This window comes from Delftia tsuruhatensis (genome assembly GCF_903815225.1).
Taxonomy (GTDB): Bacteria; Pseudomonadota; Gammaproteobacteria; order Burkholderiales; family Burkholderiaceae_C; genus Comamonas; species Comamonas tsuruhatensis_A.
Map to the genome: position 1 here is coordinate 5,740,592 of NZ_LR813084.1, position 14,998 is coordinate 5,755,589.

16 protein-coding genes are annotated in these 14,998 nt (G+C 69.4%); 7 read left to right on the forward strand and 9 right to left on the reverse strand.

Annotation, left to right across the window (positions count from 1 at the left end; all coding sequences use genetic code 11):
- Positions 1-94 precede the first annotated feature (94 nt).
- Positions 95-880: a nucleotidyltransferase family protein gene (locus L1Z78_RS26145; protein ID WP_275444424.1), complete on the forward strand. Its 786-nt coding sequence runs from the start codon at positions 95-97 to the stop codon at positions 878-880.
- Between the two features lie 132 nt (positions 881-1,012).
- Complete coding sequence (locus L1Z78_RS26150) at positions 1,013-1,855, forward strand: sulfite exporter TauE/SafE family protein (RefSeq protein ID WP_234639235.1); 843 nt, start codon at positions 1,013-1,015, stop codon at positions 1,853-1,855.
- A 56-nt stretch (positions 1,856-1,911) separates the two neighbouring features.
- Here the strand turns inward: L1Z78_RS26150 and fba are convergent, their stop codons facing one another.
- From fba to L1Z78_RS26165, 3 genes are all read right to left on the reverse strand, one after another.
- Complete coding sequence (gene fba / locus L1Z78_RS26155) at positions 1,912-2,976, reverse strand: class II fructose-bisphosphate aldolase (RefSeq protein WP_013804528.1); 1,065 nt, start codon at positions 2,974-2,976, stop codon at positions 1,912-1,914.
- Positions 2,977-3,105: 129 nt separating this feature from the next.
- Positions 3,106-4,476 carry a sensor histidine kinase gene (locus L1Z78_RS26160; protein ID WP_234639236.1) on the reverse strand — a complete coding sequence of 457 codons (1,371 nt, stop codon included), beginning with the start codon at positions 4,474-4,476 and terminating at the stop codon, positions 3,106-3,108.
- Entirely contained in the window at positions 4,473-5,171 is a 699-nt protein-coding gene (locus tag L1Z78_RS26165; protein WP_234639237.1) for a response regulator transcription factor, read from the reverse strand. The genes L1Z78_RS26160 and L1Z78_RS26165 overlap by 4 nt, the downstream gene beginning before the upstream one ends.
- Before the next feature lie 104 nt (positions 5,172-5,275).
- Here L1Z78_RS26165 and L1Z78_RS26170 point away from each other — a divergent pair, with 104 nt between their 5' ends.
- Together L1Z78_RS26170 and L1Z78_RS26175 are read left to right on the forward strand one after the other, a co-directional pair.
- Positions 5,276-6,055: a phosphatase PAP2 family protein gene (locus L1Z78_RS26170; RefSeq protein ID WP_234639238.1), complete on the forward strand. Its 780-nt coding sequence runs from the start codon at positions 5,276-5,278 to the stop codon at positions 6,053-6,055.
- A gap of 10 nt (positions 6,056-6,065) precedes the next feature.
- Positions 6,066-6,635: a phosphatase PAP2 family protein gene (locus L1Z78_RS26175; protein WP_234639239.1), complete on the forward strand. Its 570-nt coding sequence runs from the start codon at positions 6,066-6,068 to the stop codon at positions 6,633-6,635.
- A 75-nt stretch (positions 6,636-6,710) separates the two neighbouring features.
- On the opposite strand, the gene pyk is transcribed toward L1Z78_RS26175, so the two are convergent.
- Positions 6,711-8,147 carry a pyruvate kinase gene (gene pyk, locus L1Z78_RS26180; protein WP_234639240.1) on the reverse strand — a complete coding sequence of 479 codons (1,437 nt, stop codon included), beginning with the start codon at positions 8,145-8,147 and terminating at the stop codon, positions 6,711-6,713.
- A 454-nt stretch (positions 8,148-8,601) separates the two neighbouring features.
- On the opposite strand from pyk, the gene L1Z78_RS26185 reads away from it, so the two are divergent.
- Positions 8,602-9,888, forward strand: coding sequence for a TIGR03118 family protein (locus L1Z78_RS26185; protein WP_234639241.1), 1,287 nt, complete (start codon positions 8,602-8,604; stop codon positions 9,886-9,888).
- A 26-nt stretch (positions 9,889-9,914) separates the two neighbouring features.
- Here the strand turns inward: L1Z78_RS26185 and L1Z78_RS26190 are convergent, their stop codons facing one another.
- The 4 genes from L1Z78_RS26190 to L1Z78_RS26205 all read right to left on the reverse strand — a co-directional run bounded on the left by L1Z78_RS26190 (position 9,915) and on the right by L1Z78_RS26205 (position 13,083).
- Positions 9,915-10,685: an abortive infection protein gene (locus tag L1Z78_RS26190; RefSeq protein WP_234639242.1), complete on the reverse strand. Its 771-nt coding sequence runs from the start codon at positions 10,683-10,685 to the stop codon at positions 9,915-9,917.
- A 40-nt stretch (positions 10,686-10,725) separates the two neighbouring features.
- Positions 10,726-12,108 (reverse strand): aminopeptidase P N-terminal domain-containing protein, encoded by a 1,383-nt coding sequence (locus tag L1Z78_RS26195; RefSeq protein WP_234639243.1) that lies wholly within the window; start codon positions 12,106-12,108, stop codon positions 10,726-10,728.
- A 99-nt stretch (positions 12,109-12,207) separates the two neighbouring features.
- Entirely contained in the window at positions 12,208-12,738 is a 531-nt protein-coding gene (locus L1Z78_RS26200; RefSeq protein ID WP_234639244.1) for a rhodanese family protein, read from the reverse strand.
- A 27-nt stretch (positions 12,739-12,765) separates the two neighbouring features.
- On the reverse strand, positions 12,766-13,083 hold the full coding sequence (locus tag L1Z78_RS26205) for an ArsR/SmtB family transcription factor (protein WP_234639245.1): 318 nt from the start codon (positions 13,081-13,083) through the stop codon (positions 12,766-12,768).
- Between the two features lie 87 nt (positions 13,084-13,170).
- Here L1Z78_RS26205 and L1Z78_RS26210 point away from each other — a divergent pair, with 87 nt between their 5' ends.
- The gene (locus tag L1Z78_RS26210) at positions 13,171-14,049 is read left to right on the forward strand and encodes an MBL fold metallo-hydrolase (protein ID WP_234639246.1); all 879 of its coding nucleotides are present in this window, start codon (positions 13,171-13,173) and stop codon (positions 14,047-14,049) included.
- A 50-nt stretch (positions 14,050-14,099) separates the two neighbouring features.
- Positions 14,100-14,522, forward strand: coding sequence for an OsmC family protein (locus L1Z78_RS26215; protein ID WP_234639247.1), 423 nt, complete (start codon positions 14,100-14,102; stop codon positions 14,520-14,522).
- An 80-nt stretch (positions 14,523-14,602) separates the two neighbouring features.
- On the opposite strand, the gene L1Z78_RS26220 is transcribed toward L1Z78_RS26215, so the two are convergent.
- Complete coding sequence (locus tag L1Z78_RS26220; RefSeq protein ID WP_234639248.1) at positions 14,603-14,899, reverse strand: hypothetical protein; 297 nt, start codon at positions 14,897-14,899, stop codon at positions 14,603-14,605.
- Positions 14,900-14,998: the final 99 nt, after the last annotated feature.

Below are 14,998 nucleotides of genomic sequence, written 5' to 3' on the forward strand. Positions count from 1 at the left end.
GTAATCAGAGTAAGCCGGTCATTTTAAAGGAGGCGGGTTTTCGGCCTTGGCGCGTGGGGCAATGGCCGCTGGCGATGGTCTACAGTTGCACTCCATGACCGTCCCGCCCACCCCGCCGTTTCCCGCCGCGCAGGCGCTTTCCCTCACCGAGCAGCCACCGGCCATGCTGCTGGCCGCGGGCCGAGGCGAGCGCATGCGGCCACTGACCGACACCTGCCCCAAGCCGCTGCTGGCCGTGCAGGGACAGCCGCTGCTGGCACACCATCTGCGAGCCCTGGCGAAGGCTGGCGTACGCCGTGCCGTCATCAACACAGGCTGGCTGGGCGAGCAGATCCCTGCGCGCTTTGGCACGCGCTTCGTGCCCGGGACGGCAGGCGAGCCGCTGTCGCTGGCGTACTCGCCCGAGCCTGAGCAGGCGCTGGAGACGGCCGGCGGCATTGCGCGCGCGCTGCCGCTGCTGGACATGGTGTTCTGGCTGGCGGCCGGCGATGTGTACGCACCGGACTTCGACTTTCCCTTCGACGCCGCCCGCGACTTCGCGGCCAGCGGCCGCCTGGCCCATCTGTGGCTGGTGCCCAACCCCGAGCACCATCCGCGTGGCGACTTCGGCGTGGATGCGCTGGGCCTGGCCTGCGACTGGCCCGAGGGCGATGCCCGCCCGCGCCAGACCTACGGCACCATCGCGCTGCTGCGCGCCGAGCTGTTTGCCGCGCCCTGGTGCGACATCCCGCCCGGCAACCCCGAGGGCCGGCGCGTCCCGCTGGTGTCGCTGCTGCGCCGGGCCATGGCTGCGGGCCAGGTGAGCGCCAGCCCGTACACGGGCCGCTGGACCGATGTGGGCACGCCCGCGCGGCTGGAGCGCCTCAACGCGCCGGGCTGATACACCGCGCGTCGGTGAGTGCGGCCTGGCGATCGGCAGCTTGGCGCCCTGCCCCCTGCGCCTGCAGGCAGCGGCAGGCGCTTCGTGATAGCGTCGCTGGTTCGGCGCAGCGGCGCGCCAGAAAGCCTTTCGATGAGCGTGATCCAGTATGTGATGTTCCTGGCCCTGGTGGGCCTGGCGACGTTTTGCCAGAACCTGACGGGCTTTGCCTTCGGACTGATCTTCGTGGGCGTGGCCGGTGCCACGCACCTGATGGGCATAGGCGATGCCGCCAACGTGGCCTGCCTGCTGTCCGTGGTCAATGGCGTGGTCTACCTGCGCACCCACCGCCAGGTGCCGCAGTGGACCCTGCTCAAGCCCATGCTCGCCAGCAGCATCATCGGCGTGGTGGGCGGCGTGCTGCTGCTGCAGTGGCTCAGCGGCAATGCGCTGAGCGGGCTGCGCATGCTGCTGGGCCTGGCCATCATGGCCTGCGCGCTGTTGTTGCTGCTGCAAAAGCAGGTCAACGCACAAATGTCCGGACCGGTGTCGCTGTGGGTGGCCGGTGTGGCCTCGGGACTGCTGGGCGGTCTGTTCGCCACGCCGGGCCCGCCCATGGTCTACCACCTGTACCGCCAGCCGCTGGACCGTCTGGTGGTGCGCCAGTGCCTGTTCTCCATGTTCCTCACCTGCGCGCTGCTGCGCCTGGCGATGGTGGCCTGGGAGGGCGAGGTCACCGGCAGCGTGCTGTTGGCCGCAGCCCTGGCCTTTCCCGTGGTGACGGTGGTGACCTGGCTGCACATGCGCCATCCGCCCGCCCTGCCCAAGCGGCTGGTGGAGTGGATGGTCTGCCTGCTGCTGATGCTCTCGGGCACCAGCCTGCTGGTGTCGGGCTGGAATGCAAGCCAGCCTCAGCCCGTGGTGCCCGATGACGAGATGGCCATGGCCGTACCCCAGCGGTCAGCAGCTGCGGCTGCGGCCCCCACGCCGCGCTGAAAGCAAAAAAGCCCGCCAGGCGGACCGGCGGGCTTTTTTGAAGGGGCAGGAACCGATCAGTTCACGACCTGCTGCAGCGAGCCGGCAGCGTACTTGGCGGCCATCTGCTCCAGCGTGTAGCCCTTGATCTTGGCGCCCTGGCCTTCGCAGCCGAACTCGATGTAGCGGGCCTTGCAGATCTGCTTGGCGGCTTCGCGGGCAGGCTTGAGCCATTCGCGGGCATCGAACTTCTCGGGGTTCTCGGCCAGGAACTTGCGCACGGCGCCGGTCATCGCCAGGCGGATGTCGGTGTCGATGTTGATCTTGCGCACGCCGTGCTTGATGGCTTCCTGGATTTCCTCGACGGGCACGCCGTAGGTTTCCTTCATGGCGCCGCCGTACTGGCGGATGATTTCCAGCAGTTCCTGGGGCACGGAGGAGGAGCCGTGCATGACCAGGTGGGTGTTGGGCAGGCGGGCGTGGATTTCCTTGACGCGCTGGATGGACAGGATGTCGCCCGTGGGCTTGCGCGTGAACTTGTAGGCGCCGTGGCTGGTGCCGATGGCAATGGCCAGCGCGTCCAGCTGCGTGGCCTTGACGAACTGGGCCGCTTCCTCGGGGTCGGTCAGCAGGGCCGAGTGGTCGAGCACGCCTTCGGCGCCCACGCCGTCTTCCTCGCCGGCCATGCCGGTTTCCAGGGAGCCCAGGCAGCCGAGTTCACCTTCGACCGTGGCGCCCAGCTTGTGGGCCATTTCCACGACCTTGCGGGTCACGTCCACGTTGTATTCGAAGGACGAGGGCGTCTTGCCGTCTTCCATCAGCGAGCCGTCCATCATCACCGAGCCGAAACCCAGGTTCAGCGCGCCCTGGCAGATGGCGGGCGAGGTGCCGTGGTCCTGGTGCATGACCAGGGGGATGTGGGGATACTGCTCAGCGGCGGCCTGGATCAGGTGCTTGATGAAGGGCTCGCCGGCGTACTTGCGGGCGCCTGCGCTGGCCTGCAGGATGACGGGCGCGCCCACTTCGTCGGCGGCCGACATCACGGCTTGCACCTGCTCCAGGTTGTTGACGTTGAAGGCGGGAAGACCGTAGCCGTTTTCGGCAGCGTGGTCCAGCAGTTCGCGCATCGAAACGAGAGGCATGTGTAGGGTCCGTATCAAGTTGTTGAGAGGGGGATGCCCCTGCCGCATGGCAGCCGCCGCTGCGTCATGGGTGCGCTGCGGGGCCACGGCCGGGGGATCGCGGCAGTAACCGCTTGGTAACTGGCGATTTTAACCAGCTGCCGCCAACCCTGTCCCAGGCATTCCCATGCGGTAGCAGGTCGTGAAGCCTTCGGGCGGCGCGGCCTCGCCAAAGCTTCCCTGATGGGCGCGCAGCACGCGCGCCACGATCTCGTGGCCCAGGTGCAGGCTGTCCACGGGCGGCGGCGCACGGTCGACGCCGTCCCTGCGGCCATCGTCGCAGACCTGCAGCCAGACCTCGCCATCCGGCCCCTGCCCGGCCTGGACTTCGATCTGCGTGCCGTGCGGCGTGTGCTTGAGGGCGTTTTCCACCAGATTGCGCAACGCCAGCTCCAGCAGCACGGCATTGCCCATCACGCCCAGTGCCTCAGGCGCCTGCACGGACAGGCTGCAGTCGCGCTGCCAGGCCGCCTGCGCATGGGCAGCCACCACCTGGCGGGCCAGCGCGGCCAGGTCCACGGGCACGGGCGGCTCGGCCAGCATGGCGCGGCCTGCGCGCGCCAGTGCCAGCAGTTGGCTGAGCACATGGCCGGCGTGCAGCGCGTCCCGGCCTATCTGCGCCAGTGCCTGGCGCTGGGCCGGGGCGTCCATGGCACCGGCCGGCGCATCGCCCAGGGCGCGCGCCTGCAAGGCAATGGATGCCAGCGGCGTGCGCAGTTCATGGGCCACTTCGTTGGCCAGGCTGCGCTCACGCTCCAGCGCCTCCTGCTGGCGGTCCAGCAAGGTGTTGATGGAGTTGACCACGGGCATGAATTCCCGCAGCGCGTGGCGGTGCGAGACGCGCTCGGCCTGGGCCAGGTCCAGGCGCTCCACCTCGCGCGAGAGTTCGTTGAGCGGCCGCATGCCCCGGCGAATGGCCAGCCCCAGCGCCAGCGCCACCACGGGCAGCAGCCACAGGCCGGGCTCGATCATCTGGCCCGCGATGTCGTCGGCCAGTTCGTCGCGCTCCTGCAGTTCGATCATCACGCTGACCTTGCGCGCGTGGTCGCGGCTCCACTGGGTGAAGCTGCGCCAGGCGCGGCGCTCCGGGCCCAGGCGCAGCGTGGCAAAGCCCTGCTCGGTGTCGAAGGAGGGCTCGGGCGCATCGCCGGTGCGCGAGATGACCCGCCCCGTGCCGTCCCACAGGGCCACGCTCAGCGATTGCTGGTAGTCGTGGGCCATGAGGCCCGGCGGCTCGTGCACGGGCGTGGCCTCGCCGTGGTCCACGGCGCCTTCCACATGGAGATTGAGCACCAGCGCCGCGACACCGGCCAGGTGGCCGTCGGTCAGCTCGTCGGCCTCGTGCACGCCGGTCTGGTATCCCAGGGCCACGAAGCTGGCCCAGACCACCACCAGCGCGCCCAGCATCCAGGCCATCAGATGCCAGATCAGCGAGGGCCGGCGGCCCGGCGCGGCGCTCATGCGTTCTCCACGGGCAGGAAGTAGCCCACGCCGCGCATGGTGACGATGCTGGCATTGCCCAGCTTCTTGCGCAGATGGTGGATGTGGACCTCGACGGCATTGCTCTCCACCGCCGTGCCCCAGCTGTACAGGTGTTCCTCGATCTGCTGGCGCGAGAGCACGCGCCCGCGCGCCTGCAGCAGCACCCAGAGCACGGAGAACTCGCGCGGCGACATCTCCACCAGCTTGCCATCGCGGCGCACGGTGCGCGCGGCGGGATCGACCTCCAGCTCGCCATGGCGGATCACGGGAGCCGCCTGCCCTGCCGCGCGGCGCAGCATGGCGCGCAGGCGGGCCTCCAGTTCGTCGATGTCGAAGGGCTTGACCAGGTAGTCGTCGGCGCCCAGATCCAGTCCGGCGATGCGCTCTCGCACCTGGTCGCGCGCCGTAAGAATGAGCACGGGCGTGTTCGGATCCGGCAGCGCCTGGTGGTCGCCGCCCGGGCGGCGCGGCCCCCGCAGCCGGCGCAGGATCTCGCTGCCGTCGCCATCGGGCAGGCCAAGGTCCAGCAGCACGGCATCGAAGTGCTCCATCTCCAGCGCATGCCAGGCCTGGGCCACGGAGGCGCACACGTCGACCGCGTAGCGGCGCTGTTCCAGATTGGCCTTCAGCCCGGCGGCAATGCCCGCGTTGTCCTCGACGACAAGTATTCGCATGCGCGCATTGTGCATGGTGTCCATCTTCCCGGACCGGCGAGGGGCCCTGGCGGGATGGCCGCACGCCGCCGTGGGCGTTAAGACGGGTTTAAGCCGCGCTTTCCATGCTGCCGGCCATGCCGATATCCGACCGTCCAGACCCAGCCCCCGCCACCGCGCGGACACCCACCGTCCACCGCACCCTTGCCTGGACCCTGCTGGCACTGGCCGTGGTCCTGGCCTGGGATGCCGGCGCCCTGGACCTGGCCATGGCGCGCTGGTTCGGCAGCGCCGACGGCTTTGCGCTGCGTTCGGACTGGTTCTTCGTGAACATCGCCCACGAGGGTGCACGCCGCCTGGCCTGGCTGCTGGTGCTGGTGCTGACGCTGGGCGTCTGGCGCCCCATGGGCGCGCTGCGCCTGCTGCCCCACGGGCGGCGCGTGCAGCTGGTGGCCGGCATCCTGCTGTCGCTGGCGCTGATCTCGGTGCTCAAGTACACCAGCGCCACCAGTTGCCCCTGGGACCTGGCCGAGTTTGGCGGCGTGGCGCGCCATGTCTCGCACTGGTCGTTGGGTCTGGCCGACGGTGGACCGGGCCGCTGCTTTCCCGCGGGCCATGCCTCGGCCGGCTTTGCCTTCCTGGCCGGCTATTTCGCGCTGCGCCGCCACGCTCCGCGCGCGGCGCGGATCTGGCTGGCCGGCGCGCTGGCTGCCGGCCTGCTGATGGGACTGGCCCAGCAAATGCGCGGCGCCCACTTCATGAGCCACACGCTGTGGACCGGCTGGCTGTGCTGGACCGCGGGCTGGCTCTGCGACCTGGCCACGACCCGCCTGCTGCGCGGCAGGGACGGCGCGCCCGACTCGCTATGGCCCGCCAACGCCGGACTGCCGCCTTCCACCCCCTGAGCGATCTTCCATGCTGCCCCTGGACCCCGCCCTGTTCACGCTGCTGAACGCCGACGCGCACACGCCCGCCGCCTCCATTGCCGCCGCGCGCGCCATTTCCTCCTGGCTGCCCTCCCTGTGCGCCATTCCCGTGGTGGCCGGGCTGGTGCGCGGCTCGCCCGCCCTGCGCCGCACGCTGGTGCTGGCCATGCTGTCCATGCTGGCCGCCTGGGCCGTGGCGCGCCTGATCCGCTGGGGTTTTCCAGCGCCCCGGCCAGCACAGCTGGGCATGGGCACACAATGGATCGAGCATGCGCTGCGTTCGAGCTTTCCCAGCCTGCACGCCACGGGCGCCTTCGCCCTGGCCCAGGCGCTGACCCTGGGCTGCACACGCCACCGCCGCTGGGTCATGGCGTCAGCCTGGTCGCTGGCCCTGGGCATGGCCTGGAGCCGCGTGCACCTGGGCGTGCACTTCCCGTCCGATGTGGTCGGCGGTGCCATCGTGGGCATCTGCAGCGCCACCCTGGTCTGGCATGCCGCGCTGTGGCGCCGCCGTGCAGGCGGGCCGCTGCTGGCACGCCTGGGCTCAGGCATGCTCTGAAACAAAAAACCCGGGAAGGCCTGTGGGCCTGTCCCGGGTGGATTCAATCACTGACGCGCAGCGGATGCGTGCGTATCAGTTCACACGACATATCTTCAGCATGTTGGTGCCGCCCGGCTGGCCCATGGGCTCGCCGCAGGTGATGGCATAGACATCGCCGCTTTGCACGATGTTGCGTGCGCGCAGGTGGCCTTCGGCCTGGTCCAGGGCCGTGTCGCGGTCGGCGCTGGTGTCCATCAGCAGCGGGCGCACGTTGCGGTACATGGCCATCTTGCGCTGCGTGGAGATCTTGGGCGTGAGCGCGTAGATGGGGATGTGGATGCGGTGGCGGCTCATCCACAGCGCGGTGGAGCCGCTGTCCGTCATGGCGACGATGGCCTTGGCGCCCAGGTGGTGGGCCGTGAACAGCGCGCCGATGGCGATGGACTGGTCGATGCGCGAGAACTGGCGGGTGGTGAACTCGGCATCGCTGTCGGGATCCTCGGCGGCTTCGGCCGCGGCGCAGATCTTGGCCATTTCCTGCACGGTCTCCAGCGGGTACCTGCCGGCCGCGGTCTCGGCGCTGAGCATCACGGCATCCGTGCCGTCCAGCACGGCGTTGGCCACGTCGCTGACCTCTGCGCGCGTGGGCACGGGGTTGGTGATCATGCTTTCCATCATCTGCGTGGCGGTGATCACGAACTTGTCCATGTCGCGCGCCATGCGGATCATCTTCTTTTGCAGCGCGGGCACGGCGGCGTTGCCCACCTCCACGGCCAGGTCGCCCCGGGCCACCATGATGCCGTCGGAGACATGCAGGATCTCCTCCAGGCGCGGGATGGCCTCGGCGCGCTCGATCTTGGCGATCAGGCCGGGCTTGTGACCATACTGGGCCGCCGCCACGTTGCACAGCTGGCGCGCCATTTCCATGTCGGTGGCGTTCTTGGGAAAGCTCACGGCCACGTAGTCGGCCTGGAAGCTCATGGCGGTCTTGATGTCCTCCATGTCCTTGGCCGTCAGCGCGGGGGCCGTCAGGCCGCCGCCCTGCTTGTTGATGCCCTTGTTGTTGGACAGCTCGCCGCCGAGCTTGACCGTGGTGTGCACCTCGTCGCCGCGCACCTGGGCCACGGTCAGCACGATCAGGCCGTCGTTGAGCAGCAGCACGTCGCCGGCCTTCACATCGCGCGGCAGCTCCTTGTAGTCCAGGCCCACGCCGTGGATGTCGCCGGGCTCGGTGCGCGAGGCATCGAGCACGAAGCGCGCGCCGGGCTCCAGCATGACCTTGCCCTCGGCGAACTTGCCGACGCGGATCTTGGGGCCCTGCAGGTCGGCCATGATGGCCACCTCGCGGCCCGCGCGCTGGGCGGCCTCGCGCACCATGGTGGCGCGGTCGATGTGGTCCTGCGCCTTGCCGTGGCTGAAATTCAGGCGCACCACGTTCACGCCCTCGCGCACCATCTGTTCGAGCAGTTGCGGATCGCTGGAGGCGGGGCCCAGGGTGGCGACGATCTTGGTAGCACGGCTCACTTGCATGAATGTCTCTCTCGCTGAGGGTTTGTAATCGGGTTTCAATTTTCACACGAATGCGGTTACATCCCGGGAACATTCACCCCTGTCGCACCGGCATGGCACAAGGGGCGGCTCCCTCGATATCCCCGCTACGGATTCTGGATTGCTTGCGTGCAACCGCTCTGCAGGCCGGGATTCAGCGCTCTTTTTTTTGATTGCCCCCACGGGAGCCCGCACGCCCATGGACGCGCGCGCCATGCGTGCTGTGAAAGCAGTTTTGCCTGGCGCGTTCGCAATGCGCGCCATGGCGCCGACAAATAAGACGGGTCCCATTGCCTGCCCCACGGCCACCCCATAGCATGGACGGCTCGTGCAGCCCCCTCCACGGGCTGCCGATTCCAGCCAGGCCTTGTGCGTCCATCCCGGTGACTTCGCATGCTCAGCCATGAACCGCCTTGCATTTCCGAAGGGAACCGCCATGCCCGAACGAAGAGACCTGATCCTGGGGGCCCTGGGCTCCATCACCGCCTCGGTGCTGACCGCCTGCGGCGGTGGCGGAGGCGCCGCGCAGGCCTCCAACCGCTACCACCAGACCCGCCTGCTGGCCAGCCACGCCCGCTACGGTGCGCGCTTTACCGAACCCGATTTCGTCAACGGCTGGGGCATCGCCATCCGCCCCGCCGGCGCGGGAGGCCATTTCTGGGTGGGCGGCGGCGGCATTTCCTGGCAGTACGTGGGCGATGTCACGCGCTCGCCCGATCCCGCCATGCGCCAGCTACACCAGGACGGACTGCGCAAGGTGACGGTGCCGGGCGCGGACTCCCTGACCAGCGAGGACAGCGCCGGCAAGATCACGGGCGTGGTCTACAACGGCGCCCCGCTCGACGCCAGCCTGTTTCGCGTGCGCGGCCAGCCGGCCGGGGCCCGCATGCTCGACGGCTCGGCGCGTTTCGTCTTCGTGACCGACAGCGGCAGCGTCAGTGCCTGGACCGAGCGCGAAGCCGGGACCGGTGCCATCGTGCGCGTGGATGGCCCGGCCGTCGAGGTCTTCGATGGCTCCGGCCGGGGCATGGCCTTCTTCGGCGCGGCACTGCACACGGGGCGCTGGGACCGGCTGTGGCTGGCCGACTTCGGCGACCAGCCACAGATCCGCACGCTGGATGCGCAGTGGCAACTGGTGCCGACCCTGGGCTTCACCAACCCCTTCGCCAGCGGACCGGCCGGCGCGGCGCGGCCCGGAGACCCCGTGCCGTTCAACATCCAGGTCGTCAACGATGGCGTGCGTGACCGCGTGTTCGTGCTCTACGCCATGAGCCGGCCGAACCCGCTGGATGCCAGTGCCTTTCATGCAGGAGAGGAGGACGCCATGGCCGCCGAGGCCGAGGCCGCCAGCGGCAATCGGCCCGCGCGTGGCAAGCTGGCCGAATTCGACCTCGACGGCCGGCTGGTGCGCATCTATGCCGACGGCGGACGGCTCAACGCGCCCTGGGGCGTGGCCATCGCACCACCCGACTTCGGGCCGCTGTCGGGCTGCCTGCTGATCGGCAACTTCGGCGGTGCGGGCCGCATCTGTGCCTTCGACCTGGCCAGCGGCCGCTATGTGGACGATCTGCGCGATCCGCAGGACCGGCCGGTCGCCATCGCCGGCCTCTGGGCCCTTCAGTTCGGCAACGGCGTGGCGCTGGGTGACAGCAACGCCCTGTACTTCGCCGCCGGCCCCGCCGACGAGAGCGAGGGCCTGTTCGGTGCGCTGCGGCTGGCGTGAGGCCGGCACCCGGGGTGCGGCCACCGTCAGACCAGGCCGTGCGAGAGCAGATAGGTGACTGCGTGCGCGACCATGGCCGCTTCCAGGCCATAGCGCCAGAACAGGAAGCCCCCCACCGCGCCGTGGACGACCTCGAACAGCAGCAACTGCAACACCAGCGCATCGGACAGACCGCCCCAGGTGCTCCAGGCCAGCGCCAGCTGCAGTCCGCCCCACAGCAGGGCGGACAACAGCACGGACCACCAGCCCAGCGTCCAGCCCGGGCGTCGGTCCGTGCGCCCGCTCCAGCGCCACAGCAGCCACATCACCAGGGTCATCCCGCCCAGCCGCATCACCAGTTCCGCCGTGATGCCCGCATACAGCATCTTGGCGCCCAGCGGCATGGCATAGACCGGGTCGATCAGGGTCAGGTCATCGGGCCAGGCCAGCGCCAGGGTCACCAGCCAGGCCGCGCCAACCACACCGCCAGCCAGGCCGGGCAAGGTCAGATAGCGCACGGCACGCTGGGGCGAGCGCCCGGCGATCCAGGTCGTGAGCAGCGGCGCCGACAACCCCAGGCGCGGCCCCAGCCAGACCCCCAGGCCCACGGGCAGGGCCAGCAACAAGGCCATCACGGCGATGCCCGTCAGCGGGGTGGCCAGCGGCTCCACCGGCAGGCCCATCAGGCGCGCCCATTCGGGCAGCACGAACCAGGCCAGGGCCGCCACGCCGGGCAGCCCCAGCAGCCAGAGCACCGCGAAGATGCGCCAGCTCAGGCGAGGCAGGGCAGGCGCTGCATGGGCCGATGGGGTGGTCATGGGGATGGACGGGCTGCCGTTGGTGCGTGGTCTGGCGCGGTCAATCGCGCATCAGGGCCTCGATCTCGCCAGGCTCCACGGGAACGCCGCGCGTGATCAGCTCACAGCCCGTTTCGGTGACGATGGCATCGTCCTCGATGCGAATGCCGATGTTGTGGAACTGCTCGGGCACGCCGGCGGCGGGCCGCACATAGATGCCCGGCTCGATGGTGGTGCACATTCCCGGGCGCAGGATGCGGCTGGGCCGGTTGGTGATGGTCTCGCCCGACAACGGGTCCTTGCGCTCGTGCGACTGGCCCAGCTCCGAGGGCTCGACATAGCTGCCGCAATCGTGCACGTCCATGCCCAGCCAGTGGCCGGTGCGGTGCATGTAGAACTGGAAGAAGGCGCGCTGCTCGATCACGTCCTGGGCATTGCCATAGACGCCACGGTCCAGCAGCCCCAGGTCCAGCATCCCCTGCGCCAGCACGGCCACGGTGGCATCGTGCGGGTCGTTGAAGCGGGCACCGGCGCGCGTGGCCGCGATGGCCGCCTTCTGGCTTTCCAGCACCAATTCATAGAGCGCGCGCTGCGGTCCCGTGAACTTGCCGTCGGCGGGAAAGGTGCGCGTGATGTCGCTGGCGTAGCCGTCGAGTTCGCAGCCGGCATCGATCAGCACCAGCTCGCCCGCGCGCACGGGGGCCTTGTCGGCCTGGTAGTGCAGCACGCAGGCATTGGCGCCAGCCGCCACGATGGAGCCATAGGCCACGTACTGCGAGCCCTGCTGGCGGAACTCGTGCAGCAGCTCGGCGTCCAGGTGGTACTCGCGCACTTCCTGGCCCGCGCGCAGCATGCGCGCCGAGCGCTGCATGGCGCGGACATGGGCCTGGGCGCTGATGGCGGCGGCGCGGCGCATGATGTCCTGCTCGTGGGCGTCCTTGACCAGGCGCATCTCGTCGAGCAGGGTGCACAGGTCGCCCTGCTCGGCCGGGCACAGCGCACCGAAGCGCACACGCGCGCGCACCTGGCCCAGCCAGCCTTCCACGCGCACCGCCAGGCCTTCGTGCGTGGCGAACGGATACCAGAGGCGGCCACGGTTTTCCAGCAGGCGCGGCAGCCGCGTGTCGATCTCGGCGCTGGAGTACGCCTGGGTCACGCCCAGCGTGGCCACGGCGGCCTCGGGGCCCAGGCGGATGCCGTCCCAGATCTCGCGCTCCAGGTCCTTGGGCTGGCAAAACAGCACGCTGGTGCCGTCGGCCGCCAGCACCAGGCAGGCGTTGGGCTCGGCAAAGCCCGTCAGGTAATAGAAGTAGCTGTCGTGGCGGTACAGGTAGCCGGTGTCCCGGTTGCGCTGGCGCTCGGGAGCCGTGGGGATGATGGCGATGCCGCCGGCGCCCAACTGGGCGGCCAAGCGTGCGCGGCGTTGGGCGTGAACAGATGTCATCCGGCTATCGTACTGCCGTCCGGGGATCTCCACAGTCCCTCGAACAGGGGAACCTGGGGGCCTCGATGCCGGCGTCAGGCAGGGTTCAGAGAAAACCCGTCACTGTCCCGCCAGGCGCCGGTTCCAGGGCGCCTTGAGCAGCACGCGCGCCAGGCCGCAAAAGCCCGTGGCGCCGGCCACGATCAGGCCGCATCCCACGAAGGCCGACAGCAGATGCCACCACGGCGAGACCGTGGCCCCGAGCACGGCCCCCAGCAGCGCCAGCCCGCCTGCACCCAGCTGCACCTGGCGCTGCAGCTCCAGCGGCTGGCGACGGTCGCGCAGCACAGGCAGGCCTTGTGCCTTCCAGGCGTCCAGGCCGCCGTCGAGCACATGGCCGGCGCAGCCGGGCGGCAAGGCAGCCGCCAGCGCCTGGGCATTGAGCCGCGTGCGGTGGCCGGAGCGGCAGTGAAAGACCACGGCACCGGGCGCGCCGGCCAGGGCCTCCGCACCCAGGCGATCCATGGGCATGCTGCGGGCGCCGTCTATGCGTTCGCGTGCATGTTCGTCCGGCGCGCGGATGTCGATGAGCCAGGCGCCCTGCTCCAGCATCTGGCGTGCGGCTTGGGAAGAGATGGAAGAAAGGGACATGGATCAGCTCCTCGGGAACGGCGGATTTCAGGCGCAGAAGATGCTCTTGAGCGTGGCCACCAGCTTTTGCACGTCCGGGTTGGCGATGCGGTAGTACAGCGTCTGCGACTCGCGGCGGTAGGTGACCAGGCCCTCCTCGCGCATGCGGGCCAGGTGCTGGGACAGCGCCGACTGGCTCAGCGGTATCCGCTCCAGCAGATCGCCCACGGACAGCTCGCCCTGCTCGATCAGCAGGCACAGCACCAGCAGGCGGTTTTCATTGCCCACGGCGCGCAGCAAGGCGGCGGCACGCGCGGCGCCCTGCTGCAAGAAGGCCTGTTCGGCCGGGAGGGAGGGTTCGGTCATGATTGATTAAGAACAATCTAATTTAGAGTATTCTAATATAATTGCCGTACGCCTGCATCCCGGCACGCCAAGACAAGGAGCGACTCCATGACCACGACCACGCCGCTGCGCATCGCGCCATTCTTCGATGAAGCCACCCACACCGTGACCTACCTGATCTGGGATGCGCACACCGCCGAGGCCGCCGTCATCGATCCCGTGCTTGACTATGACCACGCCAGCGGCGAGGCCAGCACGGCGTCGGCCGACGCCGTGCTGGCCTCGCTCCAGGCACAGGGACTTCGGCTGCGCTGGATCCTGGAGACCCATGCCCATGCGGACCACCTCAGCGCGGCACCCCACCTGCGCGAGCGCACGGGCGCCCCGATCGCCGTGGGCGAGCACATCCGCGAGGTTCAGCGCATCTTCCGGCCCGTCTTCAACCTGCCGGCCTGCGAGGACGGGCAGCCCTTCGACCGGCTGCTGGCCGACGGCGACAGCCTGCCCCTGGGCGGACTGCGCATCGAGGTCCTGCACACGCCGGGCCACACGCCGGCCTGCGTTTCCTACCGCGTCGCGGACGCCGTCTTCGTGGGCGACACGCTGTTCATGCCCGACTACGGCACGGCGCGCGCCGACTTCCCCGGTGGCGACGCGCGCACGCTGTACCGCTCCATCCAGCGCCTGCTGGAACTGCCGGCGCAGACGCGGCTGTTCATGTGCCACGACTACAAGGCGCCGGGCCGCGACCGCTACGCCTGGGAGACCACGGTGGCCGCGCAGCGTGCCGGCAACGTGCATGTGCACACGGGCGTGGACGAGGCCGGCTTCGTGGCCATGCGTGAAAAGCGCGATGCCACGCTGTCCGCGCCCGCGCTGCTGCTGCCCTCCATCCAGGTCAATGTGCACGCGGGCCGATGGCCCGAGGCCGAGGCCAATGGCATGCGCTATCTCAGAATCCCCCTGCGCATGAAGCACTCCGCCTGATGCAGGCGTAGAGTGATCTTTTTTGGCTCCTCTTCGACAAAGGACTTTTCATGATCCACAGCGCCCACGCCACCAGCACGGACACCCCCTATCGCGTCACGCTCGGCGATCCGCAAGGCCACCGCTGGCATGTGGACGAACCTGCGGACAAGGGCGGTGGCGACACGGCACCCAGTCCGCTGCAACTGCTGCTGTCGGCCCTGGGCGCCTGCACCACGGTCACGCTGCAGATGTATGCGGCGCGCAAGCAATGGAAGCTGGAGCAGGTGGATGTACAGCTGCGCCTGAACCCCGAAGGCACGCCGGCCAGCGGCAACCTGATCGAACGCCAGATCACGCTGCGCGGCCCGCTGGATGACGAGCAGCGCCAGCGCCTGCTGCAGGTGGCCGAGGCCTGCCCCGTGCACAAGCTGCTGGCCGGCGAAGTCAGGATCCAGACAGCCCTGGAGGCACCGACCGCGTCCGCCGCCTGATCATCCGCCCTGCCGGAATGCAAAAGGCCCCGCGGCAGGCATGCCGCGAGGCCCTGGCGAGGGCGTGGCCATGGAAGGCCTCAATCCTGGCGGACCTCGATCTCCCCGGTATCGACGTAGAGCTCGAACTCCCGCTTGGCCAGCGAGACGGTGATCGGCTGCTCCTCCTGGGTCCAGGACAGCACATAGCTGCCGATGGCCGTGGCCACCTGCACCCGGGTGCCACGCGGGATGTCCTCCAGCGGGCCATCGCCCACCCGGTGCTGCACATTGCCCGTGACCGTGGCCTCGAACTTCTCGGGGAAGCGCTGGACCTCCACGGCGCTCTGGACGGCCTCTTCGGCGGCTTCGGGATGCGTCTGTACGGATGTATTCATGGCGTTTTCTCCTGTAAGAGTGAGGCCGGCGCCCGCCGAGGGGGCGGGCGCCGGGCCGTTCCTCGAATGTAAACAATGTTCCTGGGAATCCCCTGTCAG

Coding starts and splice junctions, on each gene's coding strand:
- L1Z78_RS26145 (WP_275444424.1), top strand. CDS start 95: ATGACCGTCCCGCCCACCCCGCCGTTTCCCGCCGCGCAGGCGCTTTCC.
- L1Z78_RS26150 (WP_234639235.1), top strand. CDS start 1,013: ATGAGCGTGATCCAGTATGTGATGTTCCTGGCCCTGGTGGGCCTGGCG.
- fba (WP_013804528.1), bottom strand. CDS start 2,976: ATGCCTCTCGTTTCGATGCGCGAACTGCTGGACCACGCTGCCGAAAAC.
- L1Z78_RS26160 (WP_234639236.1), bottom strand. CDS start 4,476: ATGAGCGCCGCGCCGGGCCGCCGGCCCTCGCTGATCTGGCATCTGATG.
- L1Z78_RS26165 (WP_234639237.1), bottom strand. CDS start 5,171: ATGCGAATACTTGTCGTCGAGGACAACGCGGGCATTGCCGCCGGGCTG.
- L1Z78_RS26170 (WP_234639238.1), top strand. CDS start 5,276: ATGCTGCCGGCCATGCCGATATCCGACCGTCCAGACCCAGCCCCCGCC.
- L1Z78_RS26175 (WP_234639239.1), top strand. CDS start 6,066: ATGCTGCCCCTGGACCCCGCCCTGTTCACGCTGCTGAACGCCGACGCG.
- pyk (WP_234639240.1), bottom strand. CDS start 8,147: ATGCAAGTGAGCCGTGCTACCAAGATCGTCGCCACCCTGGGCCCCGCC.
- L1Z78_RS26185 (WP_234639241.1), top strand. CDS start 8,602: ATGCCCGAACGAAGAGACCTGATCCTGGGGGCCCTGGGCTCCATCACC.
- L1Z78_RS26190 (WP_234639242.1), bottom strand. CDS start 10,685: ATGACCACCCCATCGGCCCATGCAGCGCCTGCCCTGCCTCGCCTGAGC.
- L1Z78_RS26195 (WP_234639243.1), bottom strand. CDS start 12,108: ATGACATCTGTTCACGCCCAACGCCGCGCACGCTTGGCCGCCCAGTTG.
- L1Z78_RS26200 (WP_234639244.1), bottom strand. CDS start 12,738: ATGTCCCTTTCTTCCATCTCTTCCCAAGCCGCACGCCAGATGCTGGAG.
- L1Z78_RS26205 (WP_234639245.1), bottom strand. CDS start 13,083: ATGACCGAACCCTCCCTCCCGGCCGAACAGGCCTTCTTGCAGCAGGGC.
- L1Z78_RS26210 (WP_234639246.1), top strand. CDS start 13,171: ATGACCACGACCACGCCGCTGCGCATCGCGCCATTCTTCGATGAAGCC.
- L1Z78_RS26215 (WP_234639247.1), top strand. CDS start 14,100: ATGATCCACAGCGCCCACGCCACCAGCACGGACACCCCCTATCGCGTC.
- L1Z78_RS26220 (WP_234639248.1), bottom strand. CDS start 14,899: ATGAATACATCCGTACAGACGCATCCCGAAGCCGCCGAAGAGGCCGTC.